The 15,358-nt window shown below is 73.1% G+C and carries 13 protein-coding genes; 3 read left to right on the top strand and 10 right to left on the bottom strand.

Annotated elements, in window-relative coordinates:
* The first annotated feature begins 73 nt into the window (after positions 1-73).
* The gene (locus ACFYW9_RS35535; RefSeq protein ID WP_389159256.1) at positions 74-1,702 is read left to right on the top strand and encodes a PucR family transcriptional regulator; all 1,629 of its coding nucleotides are present in this window, start codon (positions 74-76) and stop codon (positions 1,700-1,702) included.
* 61 nt (positions 1,703-1,763) lie between these two features.
* Here ACFYW9_RS35535 and ACFYW9_RS35540 read toward each other — a convergent pair whose 3' ends face one another.
* From ACFYW9_RS35540 to ACFYW9_RS35560, 5 genes are all read right to left on the bottom strand, one after another.
* Positions 1,764-2,900 (bottom strand): glycosyltransferase family 4 protein, encoded by a 1,137-nt coding sequence (locus tag ACFYW9_RS35540; RefSeq protein ID WP_389159258.1) that lies wholly within the window; start codon positions 2,898-2,900, stop codon positions 1,764-1,766.
* Positions 2,901-3,599: 699 nt separating this feature from the next.
* On the bottom strand, positions 3,600-5,342 hold the full coding sequence (gene recN, locus ACFYW9_RS35545; RefSeq protein WP_389159260.1) for a DNA repair protein RecN: 1,743 nt from the start codon (positions 5,340-5,342) through the stop codon (positions 3,600-3,602).
* A gap of 353 nt (positions 5,343-5,695) precedes the next feature.
* Positions 5,696-6,601, bottom strand: coding sequence for an NAD kinase (locus ACFYW9_RS35550; RefSeq protein WP_326788629.1), 906 nt, complete (start codon positions 6,599-6,601; stop codon positions 5,696-5,698).
* Positions 6,598-7,413, bottom strand: coding sequence for a TlyA family RNA methyltransferase (locus tag ACFYW9_RS35555; RefSeq protein ID WP_389159262.1), 816 nt, complete (start codon positions 7,411-7,413; stop codon positions 6,598-6,600). Before ACFYW9_RS35555 ends, ACFYW9_RS35550 begins: the two co-directional genes overlap by 4 nt.
* A gap of 75 nt (positions 7,414-7,488) precedes the next feature.
* The gene (locus ACFYW9_RS35560; RefSeq protein ID WP_389159264.1) at positions 7,489-7,806 is read right to left on the bottom strand and encodes a hypothetical protein; all 318 of its coding nucleotides are present in this window, start codon (positions 7,804-7,806) and stop codon (positions 7,489-7,491) included.
* Between the two features lie 42 nt (positions 7,807-7,848).
* Between ACFYW9_RS35560 and ACFYW9_RS35565 the strand changes: the two genes are divergently transcribed.
* Positions 7,849-8,196, top strand: coding sequence for an SCP2 sterol-binding domain-containing protein (locus tag ACFYW9_RS35565; protein ID WP_351864303.1), 348 nt, complete (start codon positions 7,849-7,851; stop codon positions 8,194-8,196).
* Here ACFYW9_RS35565 and ACFYW9_RS35570 read toward each other — a convergent pair.
* The 4 genes from ACFYW9_RS35570 to ACFYW9_RS35585 all read right to left on the bottom strand — a co-directional run bounded on the left by ACFYW9_RS35570 (position 8,180) and on the right by ACFYW9_RS35585 (position 12,497).
* Positions 8,180-9,091, bottom strand: coding sequence for an ABC transporter ATP-binding protein (locus ACFYW9_RS35570; protein ID WP_389159266.1), 912 nt, complete (start codon positions 9,089-9,091; stop codon positions 8,180-8,182). The genes ACFYW9_RS35565 and ACFYW9_RS35570 overlap by 17 nt on opposite strands.
* Positions 9,088-10,164, bottom strand: coding sequence for a FecCD family ABC transporter permease (locus ACFYW9_RS35575; protein WP_389159275.1), 1,077 nt, complete (start codon positions 10,162-10,164; stop codon positions 9,088-9,090). Before ACFYW9_RS35575 ends, ACFYW9_RS35570 begins: the two co-directional genes overlap by 4 nt.
* A 20-nt stretch (positions 10,165-10,184) precedes the next feature.
* Positions 10,185-11,228 (bottom strand): FecCD family ABC transporter permease, encoded by a 1,044-nt coding sequence (locus ACFYW9_RS35580; protein ID WP_389159268.1) that lies wholly within the window; start codon positions 11,226-11,228, stop codon positions 10,185-10,187.
* Positions 11,229-11,468: 240 nt separating this feature from the next.
* Positions 11,469-12,497, bottom strand: a complete 1,029-nt coding sequence (locus ACFYW9_RS35585) for an HAD hydrolase-like protein (RefSeq protein WP_389159270.1) — start codon at positions 12,495-12,497, stop codon at positions 11,469-11,471.
* Positions 12,498-12,569: 72 nt separating this feature from the next.
* On the opposite strand from ACFYW9_RS35585, the gene ACFYW9_RS35590 reads away from it, so the two are divergent.
* Entirely contained in the window at positions 12,570-13,862 is a 1,293-nt protein-coding gene (locus ACFYW9_RS35590; protein WP_389159272.1) for a DUF1015 domain-containing protein, read from the top strand.
* A gap of 86 nt (positions 13,863-13,948) precedes the next feature.
* Here ACFYW9_RS35590 and ACFYW9_RS35595 read toward each other — a convergent pair whose 3' ends face one another.
* Positions 13,949-14,809, bottom strand: coding sequence for a hypothetical protein (locus tag ACFYW9_RS35595; protein WP_389159276.1), 861 nt, complete (start codon positions 14,807-14,809; stop codon positions 13,949-13,951).
* Positions 14,810-15,358 lie beyond the last annotated feature (549 nt).

The following is a 15,358-nucleotide window of genomic DNA, read 5'->3' on the forward strand; positions in this document are numbered from 1 at the left end:
GCGGCGGCTCCCCCGGCCGCCCGCCCCGGCCCGGAGATGCCTCCGCGAGCCGTCCGCGGGTAGCGTCCGCTCCATGGACAGCCGTTACGACACCCAGGGCGCCGGAATCACCGTGCAGAGGGCCCTTGAGCTGCCCGGACTGCGCAGCGGGCTGCCGGAGATCATCGCGGGGGCCGACCGGCTGCAGCGGACCGTGCGCTGGGTGCACGCGGGCGAGGTGCCGAACATCGCCTCGCTGCTCAAGGGCGGCGAACTGCTGCTGACCACCGGGTACGGTCTCGGCACCCGCCCGGCCGACCAGCGCGCGTTCGTCCGCACCCTGGCCGAGCGCGGGATCGCGGCGCTCGTCGTGGAACTCGGCCCGCGCTTCACCCGGCTCCCGGCCGCGCTCGTGGAGACGGCGCGTTCCACCGGTCTGCCGCTGGTCCAGCTGCACCGCGAGGTGCCCTTCGTGACGGTCACGGAGGAGATCCACACCGAGATCGTCAACGGCCACTACGCACTGCTCCAGCAGGCCGAGGAAGTGCACCGGCGCTGCACCGAGGCCCTGCTCGGCGGCGGCGGAGTGCCTCAAGTCCTGCGCATCCTGGCCGACTTCAGCGACAACCCGGTCTTCCTGGAGACGGCCGACGGACAGCTCCTGTACGCGGCCGGGTCCGGCTCCACGGGCGCCGACCCGCTCCAGGTCTGGGAGGGGCTGCGCGGCCAGCACAAGGAGGAGCCGCCCGCGGGAACCACCCTGGTGGACGTGCCCGGCGGCGGCCCCGGCACCGGCTCCGTACGGGCCCGCCTGGTGCTGCTGTCCGTCGGCGCTCCGGTCGCCCCGGTGCACCGGATCGCCGCCGAGCGGGCCGCCGGCATCCTGGCCGTCGTGCTGATGCAGGCCCGCCAGGAGGAGGAACTGGCCGCCCGGGGGCGCGGCGACTTCCTGACCGACCTGGCCGAGGGCCGTATCGAGGCCGAGGACGCGCCGGCACAGGCCCGGGTGCTCGGCTTCAAGCCCGGCTCCGGCCCGCTCCTGCCGGTCGTGATGCGACTCGCCGACGGTCTCGCGCCCGGCGGCGGCTGGGCGGTCCTGGCCCGCGCCGTCGCCGAGGAGCTGGCCTCGGTGGGCGTCCCGGTGCTGCTGGGCGTACGTCCCGTCGAGGGCCGGGTCCCGCTGCTGCTGGGCCTGCGCTCGGAGTCGGAGCGGCAGGCCGTCGCGGACCGGGTCGCGGCGGCGCTGCGCGCCGGGGTGGAACGCGCGGGCATGCAGCGGCCCGGGGCGCAGCCGCCGGTGGTGGTGGTCGGGGTCGCCGGGGGCTGGGCGGCCGCGTCGGCGGGTCTGCGGCACGCGGCGGAGACGGCGACGGCCGCGCAGGGACTGTCGGACCGGCCCTGGTACGACGCACGCCGTCTGGACATCGACCTGCTGCTGTGGCGACTGCGCGAGCACCCCGACCTGGCCGCCTTCGTGGAGCGCGCGATCGGCCCGCTCCGCGACCACGACGTCCGCTCCAAACCGCCTCTTCTCCCCACCCTCCAGACGTACTTGGCGCACGCGGGCCGCAAGGCGGAGACCGCCCGCGAACTGCATCTCAACCGGCAGACCCTGTACAACCGCCTCGCCAGGATCGGTGAGTTGCTGGGCATGGACCTGGACGACCCGCAGACGGTACTGGCGTTGAGCCTGGCGCTGCGGGCACGCAGGCACGTTCCCTGAGGGCGGCCCGACTGCCCGCCTGCCCGACTGCCCGCCTGCCTGTCGCCCCAGGTCCCGGGTGTCAGACCAGCGGCCGGAACCGCGTGAACTCGTCGTAGACGCTCAGCACCTGGGCGACCGTCTCGTCCTCGGTCGGCCACGTGGCGGCCTGCCGGGCGCCCTTCTCCCGCAACGCCTCCCGGCGCTCCGGATCGGCGAGCAGCCGCAGGACGGCGTCGGCGAGCGCCTTCGCGTTGCCGTACGGGACGAGTTCGGCCGCGTCGCCGACCGTCTCGGGGATGCCCCCGACCGCTGTCGCGACGAGCGGAACACGCGCGTGAAGGGCCTCCTGCGCCAGCACCGAGCGCGACTCCCACCGGCTGGGCAGCAGGACGAGGTCGGCCGCCGCCAGCAGTTCCGTGACGTCCTCGCGCCGCCCGATGAGCCGGACCGGCAGTTCCTCGTCCTCGATCCGGCGCTGGAGAACGGCGCGCAGCGGCCCCTCCCCCGCGATCACCAGCAGCGGCATGGGATCGAGGCGGCACCAGGCGCGCGAGGCGTCCAGGAGGGTGTGGTAGCCGCGGTACCGGTCGAGCGAGCCGACCGCGATGAGCAACGGGCGGTCGGTCGAACCGAGTTCGGCCCGCGTCTTGTGCCGGAACCGGTCGGGTTCCACCGGCTCGACGGGCAGGCGCGGCGCCGGGAGCGCGACGGCGGCGAGCCGCGCGTCCCGTGCTCCCCTCCTGCGGGCCCGGTCCACCAGGTCCGACGAGGTCCCGAGCACCACCGCGGCGGCTCTGGCGACCCGGCGTTCGAGGAGCCGCAGGACATGGGCCCGGGCGCCGTCCGCCTCCGAGCGGGTGTGCCAGGTGACGACGAGGGGAACGCGTCGCCCGCTGAGCGCCAGCACGGCCCGGAGCGCCGCGTGGATCCCGTGCGCGTGCACGAGGTCGGCGTCCGCGCAGGCCGCCCGCAGCGCGGAGACCGAGGCGGGGTCGCTGCTGCGGGGCACGGGAACGTGGTGCGCGCCGACCCCGGTGAACCCGTACACGCGGTCCGCCTCGGCGGGAGCGCAGACGGTGACCCGGACCCCTCGGGCGACCAGACCCGCGGCCAGCGACCGTACGTGCGCGCTGCTGCCCGCGCTTCCGCCGCCGAGCACCTGCACGGTGCGCAGCGGCGACTGGCCGTGCGCTGAGTGGCTGCTCACGTGGCTCACGCGGCCGGGGCTCCTGGTTCGGCGTCGGACGGTCACGGGGAAACGTACAGAAGGTCGTGCGGAGGAGGGGTACCGCACGTCGTGCACCGCGTACTACGCCAAGGATGCCAGGCCTCCCGGGCGTTCCGGCACCGCCGTCACGACGAGGGCACGTCAGACAAGGCAACCCGGCGACGACCGTCACCCGCACGAGTGATGAATAGTCCATTCCGGGGAGGACGGGATCACAAGACCGAACAAGCCCCTTGGCCCCCGCGAGTCACCTGGGCCTCTGGAAGACCCCGGCGCATCACATGTCACCTCGGTACCGGAAACGCCCCGGCGCGCCGCACCGGCACGGAAGGTGCACCCGCGTACCGAGAGGCGCATCCGGGAGACCGCGCTCCCCGGCCCGGCTTTACAGATGCGGGGCAGATTTCAGCCCTTGCCCGGCCGTTCACAGGTGCGGAGCCGAATCCAGCCCCTCCACCCGGCCCTTTACAGCTGCGGGGCAGATTTCAGCCCCTCCGGCGTTTGAGGAGCGGGGTCCGGGGCGGAGCCCCGGGTACGGGAAGGGCAGGGGCGGAGGGAGCGAAAAAGCAGGCGGCACGACCACGGAGCCCGGGCGGCCCCGCCCAGGCGGACCAGTCGAGGCGGACAGCCCAACCGGGCGGTCCAGGCGGGCGGTCCAGCCCCGCCGAGGGGGCAGGACCGCCCCTGCTAGGCGTCCGCGCGGGCCGCCGCGAGCAGTTCCTCCGCGTGCGCCCGGGCCGTCTCGGAGTCCTCCTGGCCGGCCAGCATCCGGGACAGCTCGCGGATGCGCTCCTCGCCCTCCAGCACCTTCACGCCGGACCGGGTCACCGAGCCGTCGTTGGTCTTCTCGACCAGGAGCTGCCGGTCGGCGAAGGCGGCCACCTGCGGCAGATGCGTGACGACGACGACCTGCGCGCTCTTGGCGAGCTTCGCCAGCCGGCGCCCGATCTCGACCGCGGCCTTGCCGCCGACACCCGCGTCGACCTCGTCGAAGAGGTACGTCGGCACGGGGTCGGTCCCGGCGAACACGACCTCCACCGCGAGCATGACCCGCGAGAGCTCGCCGCCGGACGCCCCCTTGGCGATGGGCCGCGGCGGCGCCCCGGGATGCGGGGCGAGCAGGAGTTCCACCTCGTCGGCCCCGGCCGGGCCGTAGGCCACCGGGCGTCCGCCGACCTCCACCCCCTCAGGGTCGTCCGTCTGCCGGAGTTCGAAGGACACGCGCGCGTGCGGCATCGCGAGCGAGGCCAGCTCGGCGGTGACGGCGGCGGCGAACCGTTCGGCGGCCTCCGCGCGGGCGTCCGTCAGCGCCTGGGCCAGGCCGCCCAGTTCGCCGCGCAGAGCGTCCCGCTCGGCGGTCAGCTCGCCGAGCCGGTCGTCGTCGCCGTCGAGTTCGGTGAGCCGCTCGGAACTCCGCTCGGCCCAGGCGATCACGGCGTCGATGTCCTCGCCGTACTTGCGGGTCAGCTGGGTGAGCGCGGCCCTGCGCTCCTCGACCGCCGCCAGCCGCAGCGGGTCGGCGTCGAGGTCGTCGGCGTAACCCGCGAGTTCGCCCGCGACGTCGCCGAGCAGGATGGCGATCTCCCCGATGCGCCCGGACAGCGTGGCGAGGGCCGAGTCGTGCGACCGTACGGCCTCCAGTGCCCGGTGGGCGCCCGCGACGAGCGTGGCCGCGTCGATTCCCTCCGGGTCCTCGGGGTTGCCCGCCAGCGCGGCGTGCGCGGCGGTGGCGGCCGATGCCAGCGCCTCCGCGTGCCCGAGCCGTTCCGCTTCCGCCGCCAGCTCCGCGTCCTCGCCGGCGCGCGGCTCGACGGCCGCGATCTCGTCGAGTCCGAAGCGCAGCATGTCGGCTTCCTGGGCCCGTTCCCGCGCCCGCGTCGTGATCTCGTCCAGCTCGGCCGAGACGGCCCGCAGCCGGCGATAGGCACCCGCGTACTTGGCGAGCGGCACGGCGACCGCGTCACCCGCGTACCGGTCCAGGGCCTGTCGCTGCCGGGACAGTTTGAGCAGCCCCTGCTGGTCGGTCTGGCCGTGCACCGCGACGAGTTCGTCGGCGAGTTCGGCGAGCACGCCGACCGGCACCGAGCGTCCGCCCAGGTGCGCGCGTGAACGCCCCTCTGCCGAAACGGTACGGCTGATCAGCAGCATGCCCTCGTCGAGCTCGGCACCCGCTTCCTCGGCCCGTACGACGGCCGTCCCGCCCGCGGGTACGCTGATCCGCCCCTCCACGACCGCGCTCTTGGCGCCGATCCGCACGAGGGCCGGGTCCGCACGCCCGCCCAGCAGCAGCCCGAGGCTGGTGACCACCATCGTCTTGCCCGCACCGGTCTCACCGGTCACGGCGGTGAAGCCGGGTGACAACTCGACGACCGCGTCGTCGATGACTCCGAGCGACCGTATCCGCATCTCCTCCAACACGTCCCCGACCATACGAGGTTTTCCCGGCGCCGTGCGACGCCGCCCCCCGCAAAGAGAACCGAGCGTTACCTTCCGGAGGTGATCTCGTTCGCCGACGGCCCGCGCGGAGGCGGCCCGGCACCCGGGCGGAACCGGGTGCCGGGGGGTGTGGCTAGGGCCTGTCTGACAATTCGCGTCGTCGCCCGGAGGGCGGCCCGGCGGCGTCATGGGGGTCCCCCCTGCTCGAGCGAAGCCGAGAGCTTGGGGGAGCGTGCTCTCGGCGTGCCGGCCCCGGACCTGCGTACTGGACGTACTCGGGTCTGGGGCCGGTGCGGCGAGAGCGCGTGCATGGCGTCGCCGGGCAGACGGGAATTGTCAGACAGGCCCTAGTGCGGTGCCCCGCGCCATCCGGAGACGGGCAGTGCGAACTTGGCGACGAGCCGGTCGGTGAAGGACGCGTGGTGCAGCCTGGCGAGCCGCACGGGCACGGCTCCGCGCCGCACCTCGACCCGCGCGCCCGGCGGCAGTTCCACGGTCCGCCGTCCGTCGCACCACAGGACGCCCGGCGGAACGTGCGGCAGCACCTCCACGGCGAGCACCGAGTCCGGTGAGGTCACCAGCGGCTTGGCGAACAGGGCGTGCGCGCTGATCGGCACCATCAGCAGCGCCTCGACCTCGGGCCAGACCACGGGCCCGCCCGCGGAGAAGGCGTACGCGGTCGACCCGGTCGGGGTCGCGCAGACGATCCCGTCGCAGCCGAACCCGGTGACGGGCCGCCCGTCGATCTCCAGCACCACTTCGAGGAGCTTCTCGGCGGACACCTTCTGCACGGCCGCCTCGTTCAGCGCCCAGTCGGTGTGCACGATGTCGCCGTTGCGGTGCACGACCACGTCGACGGTCATGCGTTCCTCGACCTCGTAGGCCCTGGTGACGACCCGGTCGACGACCTTGTCCAGATCGTCGCGCTCGGCCTCGGCGAGGAAGCCGACCCGCCCGAGGTTGACGCCGAGCATCGGCACACCGGAGGCGCGGGCGAACTCGGCGCCGCGCAGCAGCGTTCCGTCACCGCCGAGGACGATGAGCAGCTCGCAGCCGTCGAGGCACTGCGGAGTGGCCTCCTGGACCAGCTCCACCTCGGCCGGCAGCGGCAGATCGGCCGCCTCGGCCGCGAGGACCCGTACGCCGATCCCGGAACGCAGCAGCCCCTGGACGACCAGCTCGGCGCTGCGGATGGCTGCCGGCCGCCCGGTGTGGGCCAGCAGGAAAACAGTACGAGCTCGGGTCTGTGTCAACGCGGCCCCTCCGCCACTGCACGGTCAACGTCGGCCGGGTCGAGTTCGGGTGCCCCGGCACTCAGCCACAGAAAGTACTCGACGTTGCCCGACGGTCCGGGCAACGGGCTCGCTGTCACGCCCTTCACTCCGAGCCCCAGCTCCCGGGCCCGTCCCGCCACACCGCGCACGGTCTCGGCGCGCAGCTCCGGACTGCGCACGACACCGCCGCTGCCCAGCCGGTCCTTCCCCACCTCGAACTGCGGCTTGACCATCATCACCAGGTCGGCATCCGGCGCCGTGCACCGCGCGAGGGCGGGCAGCACCAGTCCGAGCGGGATGAAGGACAGATCCCCGACAACAAGGTCCACGGGCTCCCCATCGATCGCCTCCAACGTCAACTCGCGTACGTTCGTACGGTCCTTGACGGTGACGCGTTCATCGCTCTGGAGAGACCACGCGAGTTGTCCGTAACCTACGTCCACGGCGACGACGTGGGCGGCGCCCGCGCGCAGCAGTACGTCGGTGAAGCCTCCGGTGGACGCGCCGGCGTCCAGTGCCCGCCGCCCCTCGACCTTCAGGCCCTGCGGCCCGAAGACGGCGAGCGCGCCGGCGAGCTTGTGTCCGCCGCGCGAGACGTAGTCGGGGTCGCTGTCGTCCTTGCTGACCACGATCGCCGCGGCGGTCTCGACCTGCGTGGCGGGCTTGGTCGCGAGGGTCTTGCCCACGCTGACCCTGCCCGCGGCGATCAGCTGTCCGGCGTGCTCGCGCGAGCGGGCGAGTTTCCTGCGGACCAGCTCGGCGTCGAGGCGGCGGCGTGCCACTCCTGCCACGTTCGGTTCAGCTCCTGCGGTCGTACGGCGATGGAAAGGATCGCCCGGGACGTTTCCCGGGTGTCCCGAAGGATCTCATTGCGGGGCGCCGACCGGGCGGCCGGCCGGAGCCGGGACTCCCGGGCGGACGTCGAGCGCGGTGAGCGCGTCGCGCAGCCCCCGGTGCACATCCTCGTACACCTCGAGGTGTCCGTCCGTGGCGAGGTGGTCGGCGTCGGCGAGGCGGTCGAGCCGGGCGTCGACGTCGGCGTGGCCCGTCGGGACACGCGGGATGTTCAGCGGGGCCGGTGCGGCGGGGTCGTACGCGGGTTCCGGTTCCGCCTGCGCGGCCGGGCCGGGCTCGTGCTCCGCCATGGCCTCGGGAGGCTCGCCCTCGGGGACTGAGACGTTCATGCCCCGACGCTACCGCGAAGGGCTGCGGTACCGTCGATCACGATGGCGACGACAGAGGAGTGCCGCACCGCACTCGACAGGCTTTCGGACAACATGGCGGGCGCCGACGGGAACGTACGCGCCGCGGCGGCCCTGGACCGCTCGCTGAGCTGCCGTATCACCGACCTGGACATCACCTTCGTCGGCCGTCTCAGGGGCGGCCGGATCGAGGTCCTCGACACGCTCCAGGGCCCGCCTCCCGAGCGGGCCCAGATCCGGCTGACCATGAGCGGCGACGACCTGGTGTCGATGGTGAACGGCGAGCTGAACTTCGCCAGGGCCTGGGGCTCGGGCCGGGTGAAGCTGGAGGCGGGCCTGCGCGACCTGTTCCGGCTCAGGACCCTTCTCTAGCGGCCGCGGCGGCGGGGACCCTGGCCTTGCGTGCCGCGGGCACCACGAGCGGTGTCCCGGTCTCGGGGTCGTCGATGATCTGGCAGCGCAGCCCGAAGACCTCCTCGACCAGCTCGGCCGTGACGATGTCGTTCGGGGCGCCCTCGGCGATGACCTCGCCGCCGCGCAGGGCGATCAGGTGGGTGGCGTACCGGGCCGCGTGGTTGAGGTCGTGCAGCACGGCGACCAGGGTGCGGCCCTGGGTCTCGTGGAGCTCGGCGCACAGGTCGAGGACGTCGATCTGGTGCTGGATGTCGAGATAGGTCGTCGGCTCGTCCAGCAGGAGCAGCGGGGTCTGCTGCGCGAGCGCCATCGCGATCCACACGCGCTGGCGCTGGCCGCCCGACAGTTCGTCGACGTAGCGGTCGGCGAGCTCGGCGACCCCGGTCGAGGCCATCGACTCCTGCACCACCCGCTCGTCCTCCGCGGACCATTGGCGCAGCAGGCCCTGATGGGGGTAGCGGCCCCGGCCGACGAGGTCGCCGACCGTGATCCCGTCCGGTGCGATCGACGACTGCGGCAGCAGCCCGAGGGTACGTGCCACCTTCTTCGCGGGCATCGACTGGATCGCCTGTCCGTCGAGCAGCACCCGTCCGGCCGAGGGCTTCAGCATGCGCGAGAGGGCACGCAGCAGTGTGGACTTGCCGCAGGCGTTCGGGCCGACGATCACGGTGAAGGAGTTGTCGGGAATCTCCACCGACAGCTTCTCCGCGATGACGCGCTGGTCGTAGCCGAGGGTGACGTTGTCGGCGGACAGGCGGTTCACAGTGCTCCTTGGGGTGTTCTCGTGCGCCTGGTCGTTCGCCCGCGCCGCGTTCTTCGGTTCCCGCACGGCCGGGTCCGCCTGGCCGCTCATATCCGGCCCGCCTTGCGCTCGGTGACCAGCAGCCACAGCAGGTAGACACCGCCGAGGACGCCGGTCACGACGCCGACCGGCAGCTGATCGGCGCCGAAGGCGCGCTGCGAGGCCCAGTCCGCGACGACGAGCAGGGTCGCGCCCATGCACATCGACGGCATGAGGTTCGGTCCGGGCGACCGGGTGAGCCGCCGGGCCAGCTGCGGGGCGGTGAGCGCCACGAAACCGACGGGGCCCGCGGCGGCGGTGGCACCCGCGGTGAGCAGCACGGCGGCCACCATCAGCAGCAGCCGCGTCCGCTCGACGCTCACTCCGAGGGCGTACGACACGTCGTCGCCCATCTCCATCATCCGCAGCCCGCGCGCGTTGCCGAGGACGAGGGGGACGAGGACGGCGCACAGGATGAGCAGCGGCCAGACCTGGGCCCAGTCCCGGCCGTTGAGGGAGCCGGTCATCCAGACGACGGCGCGGGCCGCGTCGACGAGGTCGGCCTTGGTGAGGAGGTAGCCGTTGACCGCCGTGACGATCGCGGAGACGCCGATGCCGACGAGGACCAGGCGATAGCCGTGCACGCCCCGCTTCCACGCGAGCAGGTAGATGGCGAACCCGGTCAGGAGTCCGCCGACGAGCGCCCCGAGGGCGACCTCGGTCGCGCTGCCCGAGTACAGCACGATCATGATGAGCGCGCCGGCGGTGGAACCCTGTCCGAGTCCGAGCACGTCGGGGCTGCCCAGCGGATTGCGGGAGACCGACTGGAAGAGCGCTCCGGCCAGCCCGAGCGAGGCCCCCACCAGCAGCCCGACGAGAACGCGCGGCAGCCGCAGGTCGTTGACGATGAACTCCTGGCTGGGGCTGCCGTCGCCGGCCAGGGTCTTGAGCACGTCGCCGGCCGGGATCGGGAAGTCGCCGGTGCCGATGAGGACCACGCTCGCCGCGGCCGCTGCCACCAGCAGCAGGACGACCACCAGGAACGTGCGGATGTCGAGGCGGACGGACAGTCCGCCGCCGGTGCGGACGGCCCGGACACGGCGCGCGGGGAGTGCCGGGACGCTCCGGTCGCGTGCGGTTCGGATGCTTCGGACACGTGGGGTCGTCACAGCTGCGCCGTCCTCCGTCGCCGTACGAGAAAGATGAAGACCGGACCGCCGAGGACCGCGGTGACGATGCCGACCTGGAGTTCCGCCGGCCGGGCGACCATCCGCCCCAGGACATCGGCGCCGAGCAGCAGCACGGGCGACAGGACGGTGGCGTACGGCAGGATCCAGCGCAGGTCGGGCCCGGTGAAGGAGCGGACGGCGTGCGGGACCATGAGCCCGACGAACACGATCGGTCCGCAGGCGGCGGTGGCGGCGCCGCAGAGCACGGTCGCGGCGGCCATCGACAGCGCGCGGGTGCGGTTCAGGTTGGCGCCGAGCGCCCGGGCGGTGTCGTCGCCCATGGCCACCGCGTTCAACGGCCGGGCCAGGGCCAGCGCGACGAGCGTGCCGACGGCGAGGAAGGGGGCCACCTGCTCGATCGTCGAGTCGGTCGCCGAGGCGAGCGAACCGACGGTCCAGAAGCGCATCTTGCCGAGCGCGGCGTCGTCCATGATCATCACGGCCTGGAGATAGCCGTACAGCGCGGCACTGATCGCGGTTCCGGCGAGCGCGAGCCGTACCGGGGTCGCGCCCCGGCTTCCGCCCAGGAACCAGACCAGCGCTCCGACCGCGGCCGCGCCGAGGAAGGCGAACCAGACGTAGCCGCTCAGCGAGGTGACGCCGAAATAGGTGATCGCGGTGACGACGGCGGCGGACGCGCCCGCGTTGATCCCGAGCAGACCGGGGTCGGCCAGCGGATTGCGGGTGAGCGCCTGGAGGACGGCACCGGACAGCCCGAGCGCGGCGCCGGCCAGCAGCCCGAGCACGGTGCGCGAGATCCGGTCGCCGACCACGACATCGGCGTATGTCCCCGAGTCGTGGAACAGGCCGTGCCACACCTGGTCCAGCGGCAGCGCTTTCGCGCCGATCGCGATACTCGCCAGCGCGACCAGCAGCAGGACGCCCACGGAGACGAGGAGCCCGAAGGCCCGTATCGCCCGGCGGGTTGGGGGCGCGGGGGCGGTTTCCGCGCGCTGTTCAGGAGGACTGTCGACCAACACGAGGTTAGGTTAGCCTACCCTCGTGTCGACGTTTCGGGGCGCCCGCGCACCCGGCCTCGCGCCGAGGCCCAGGTCAGCCGCCCCACCGGCCCTGCCCCGACCACGAGCGGGCACCGGCACCGTGCCCTTCCCGGACACCTGGAACGGACGGGGACCGGGACAGGACCGGCCCCCGTTCACTCCAGGTCCGGTCCGGTCCGCTCCAGGTCCGATCCCGGTCCCGGTCCGGTCGGACAGGTCCTAGAGGCCCAGCCGGGCCAGCGCCTTCCCCCCGTCCAGCTCGCACGTGCTCTCACCCGCGGCCGTCCACGCCGCCGCGCACAGGGCCCGCAGTCCGTCGAGGGCCTCGCCCTCGCCCGTCAGCTCGAGTTCCCGGTCGCCCGCCGTCGCCGTCCAGCCGCCACAGCGGAACCCGTCGCCGGCCTCGACGACCTCGGGCTGCCCGGTGAGCATCCCGCGCAGATCTGCGTCGACATACGTCGGCCGGTGCTGCGGAGGCGCGGCGAGGAGCTGTGCCCCGTCCGCCACACCGGTGAGAACGAGCAGCGAGTCCACCTCGCCGTTGAACGCGCCCTCGATGTCCGTGTCCAGCCGGTCCCCGACCACCAGCGGCCGCTCGGCCCCGGTCCGCAGAATCGTCTCGCGGTGCATCGGGGGCAGCGGCTTGCCCGCCACCTGCGGCTCGGCACCCGTGGCGATGCGGACGACCTCCACCGCCGCGCCGTTCCCGGGCGCGATCCCACGCGCGCCCGGAATCGTCAGATCCGTGTTGGAGGCGAACCACGGAACCCCGCGCGCGATGGCGTAGCACGCCTCCCCGAAGCGGGACCAGGTCAGATCGGGACCGCCGTACCCCTGGACGACCGCCACGGGCTCGTCCTCCGCCGAGTCGACCGGCTCCAGCCCGCGCTCGCGAAGCGCGACCCGCAGACCCTCGCCGCCGATGACGAGCACCCGCGCACCCGCCGGCACCTGCTCGCTGATGAGCCGGGCCACGGCCTGCGCCGAGGTGATGACGTCCGAGGCCACCGTCGGTATGCCCAGCTCCGTGAGGTGCCCGGCGACCGCGTCCGGGGTGCGCAGCGCGTTGTTGGTGACGTACGCGAGGTGCATGCCGCCCGCGCGCGCCGTCGCCAGCGAATCGACGGCGTGGGCGATGGCGTCACCGCCCGCGTACACCACCCCGTCCAGGTCCAGCAGCGCCGTGTCGTACGCCTCGCTCAGGGCCTGCCCACTGCCCTCGGGCCGCGTCCTGACGGTCTGGCTCATTGCGCATCGCTCCTCGTTCGATCCCGTTGCCCCGATCATCGCGCATGCCACTGACACACTTACGATGCCCCAATGAACTATGCAGGTCCCGAGGAGGAAACACCGGCAGGGAGCGGCCTCGAACTCACCCCGTTCCGAGGCCTGCGCTACGACCCCGACCGGGTCGGCAGCCTGGCCGCCGTGACGTCCCCGCCGTACGACGTGATCGTCCGGCCCGACGGACTGCTCGAACTCGAGTCGGCCGACCCGTACAACATCGTCCGGCTCATCCTCCCCCAGGACGGCACCCCGGCCGCCCGCAACCGCCAGGCGGCCGACACGCTGAACCGCTGGCTGTCGGAGGGCATCCTGGCCGCCGATCCGGAGCCGGGCCTGTACGTGTACGAGCAGCGCGACGGCGACCTGCTGCAACGGGGCGTGATCGGCAATCTGCGGCTGTCCGACCCGGCCGACGGTGTCGTGCTCCCGCACGAGGACGTGATGCCCCACGTCATCGCGGACCGCGCGGCCCTGATGCGCGCCACGTCCGCCAACCTCGAACCCCTGCTGCTGACCTATCGCGGCAACGGTTCCGGATACGGCACCGCCGCCGTCATCGAACGCACCGCGGCCCTGCCGCCGCTGCTGTCCACCACCACGGAGGACGGCATCAGCCATCGTCTGTGGGCGGTCACGGACCCGGCGGAGCTCTCGGAGATCCGCACGGACCTCGGCCGGCACCAGGCCCTGATCGCCGACGGCCATCACCGCTGGGCGACGTACCTTCGTCTACGCGCGGAGCATCCTTCCCCGAGCCCCTGGGACTACGGTCTGGTCCTCCTGGTGGACACCGCCCGTTATCCGCTGCGTGTCCGGGCCATCCATCGCCTGCTGCACGGCCTGCCGGTCGCCGAGGCGCTGGCCGCCCTCGGTGACTCCTTCCGCGTACGCCACCTCGACGTGCCCCTCGCCGAGGCGCTGGAGGCCCTCTCCTCGGCGGCTTCCGCGGGGAACGCGTTCCTCCTCGCCGGCGACGGCTCCTTCCACCTCGTCGACCGCCCGTCGCCGGACCTCCTCGCCCGTACGGTCCCGGCCGAGCACCCGGAGGCCTGGCGCTCACTGGACGCCACGGTCCTGCACGCCACGCTCCTGGACCATGTGTGGGGCATCCCGGAGGACTCTCCCGCACACATCGCGTACATCCACGACACGACCGCCACGGTCGAGAAGGCGGAACGCGACGGAGGCACGGCCGTCCTGATGCACCCGGTCCACGAGGACGTCGTACGTGATCTGGCGCGCCAGGGGGTCACGATGCCGCGCAAGTCGACCTCGTTCGGGCCGAAGCCGGCGTCCGGGCTGGTCCTGCGGGCGCTCGCTCCCTGAAAGGGCGGTCCCCGAAAACGCCACGTGGGCGGCGGCACACCTTCCGGTGTCCCGCCGCCCACGTGTTTGCGCCGTGGTGTCCGGCGTCAGCTCTGCGGACGGTGAGGAGCGTCGTCCTCGTCTTCGTCCTCGGCCTCGTCCTCGTCCTCGTCGAGGTCGTCGACGTCGTCCGTGATCTCGTCCGTGGTCACGGACTCGATCTCGTCGTCCTCGCCCTCGTCGTCTTCGCCTTCGTCGTCGTCCGCGTCCTGGTGCTCGGCCTCGGCCTCGACACGGATCTCCGTCACGGTCTCGGTGGCGTCCCCGTTCCCGGCTTCCTCGTCGTCCTCGACGAGGACGTCGACGAACTCGACTCCGTCCAGCTCGGCGAGGCGGTCGGAGGCGTCCGTGCTGCCGTCCTTGTCGGACTCGACGGTCTTGGCGAACCACTCGCGTGCCTCGCCCTCACGTCCGGCGGCGAGGAGCGCGTCGGCGTAGGCGTACCGCAGTCGCGCGGTCCAGGGCTGGACGGAGTTCGAGGCGAGCTCGGGGCTCTGCAGGGTGACGATGGCCGCGTCGAGCTGGTCCATGTCACGCCGGGCGCCGGCGGCCACGAGCCGCATCTCGACCTGGCTCGCCTTGTCCAGCTTCTGCACCTCGGGCGCCCCGGCCATCTCCAGCGCCTTCTCGGGCCGGCCGAGGCCACGCTCGCAGTCCGCCATGACGGGCCACAGCTCCACGCTGCCGGTCATCCGGCGCGCGGCGCGGAACTCCGCGAGCGCCTCGCTGAACTTCTGGTTCGCGTAGGCGGCGAAACCAGCCGCCTCGCGCACGGCGGCGACACGCGAGGCCAGCCGCAGGGCGATCCTCGAGTACGCGTAGGCGCCCTCGGGGTCCTCGTCGATGAGCCGGGCGACCATCACCAAGTTGCGGGCGACGTCCTCGGCGAGCCCCTTGGGCAGGCTCAGGAGCTCCTGGCGCACATCCTTGTCGATCTCCTCGCCCGTGACGTCGTCCGGGATGGGCAGCCGCTTGATCGGCTCACGGTCCCGCTCCCGCTCGTCGCGGTAACGGCCGCCACCGCGCCGGTCGTCGCCACCGCGGTCGTCGCGGCCGCGGAAGCCACCGCCCCGGCTGTCGTCACGACGGAAGCCACCGCGGTCGTCCTCATGGCGCGGGCCGCTGGGCCGGTCGTCACGGCGGAAGTCGCCACGATCGTCGCGGCGGAAGGGCGGACGGTCGCTGTCCCTGCGCTCGTCACGGCGGAAGTCGCCACCGCCCCGGTTGTCGTCACGGCGGAAGCCGCCGCGGTCGTCGTCGCGGCGCGGGCTGCTGGGCCGCTCGTCACGACGGAAGGACGACGGACGGTCCGCGTCCCGACGGAAGCCGCCACGGTCACCGCCGCCACTGACACCACGGTCGTCGCGACGGAACCCACCACGGTCACCGCCACCGCTACCACCACGGTCATCGCGACGGAACCCACCACGGTCACCGCCACCGCTACCACCACGGTC

The sequence above is a fragment of the Streptomyces sp. NPDC002698 genome (genome assembly GCF_042888945.1).
Classification (GTDB): domain Bacteria; phylum Actinomycetota; class Actinomycetes; order Streptomycetales; family Streptomycetaceae; genus Streptomyces.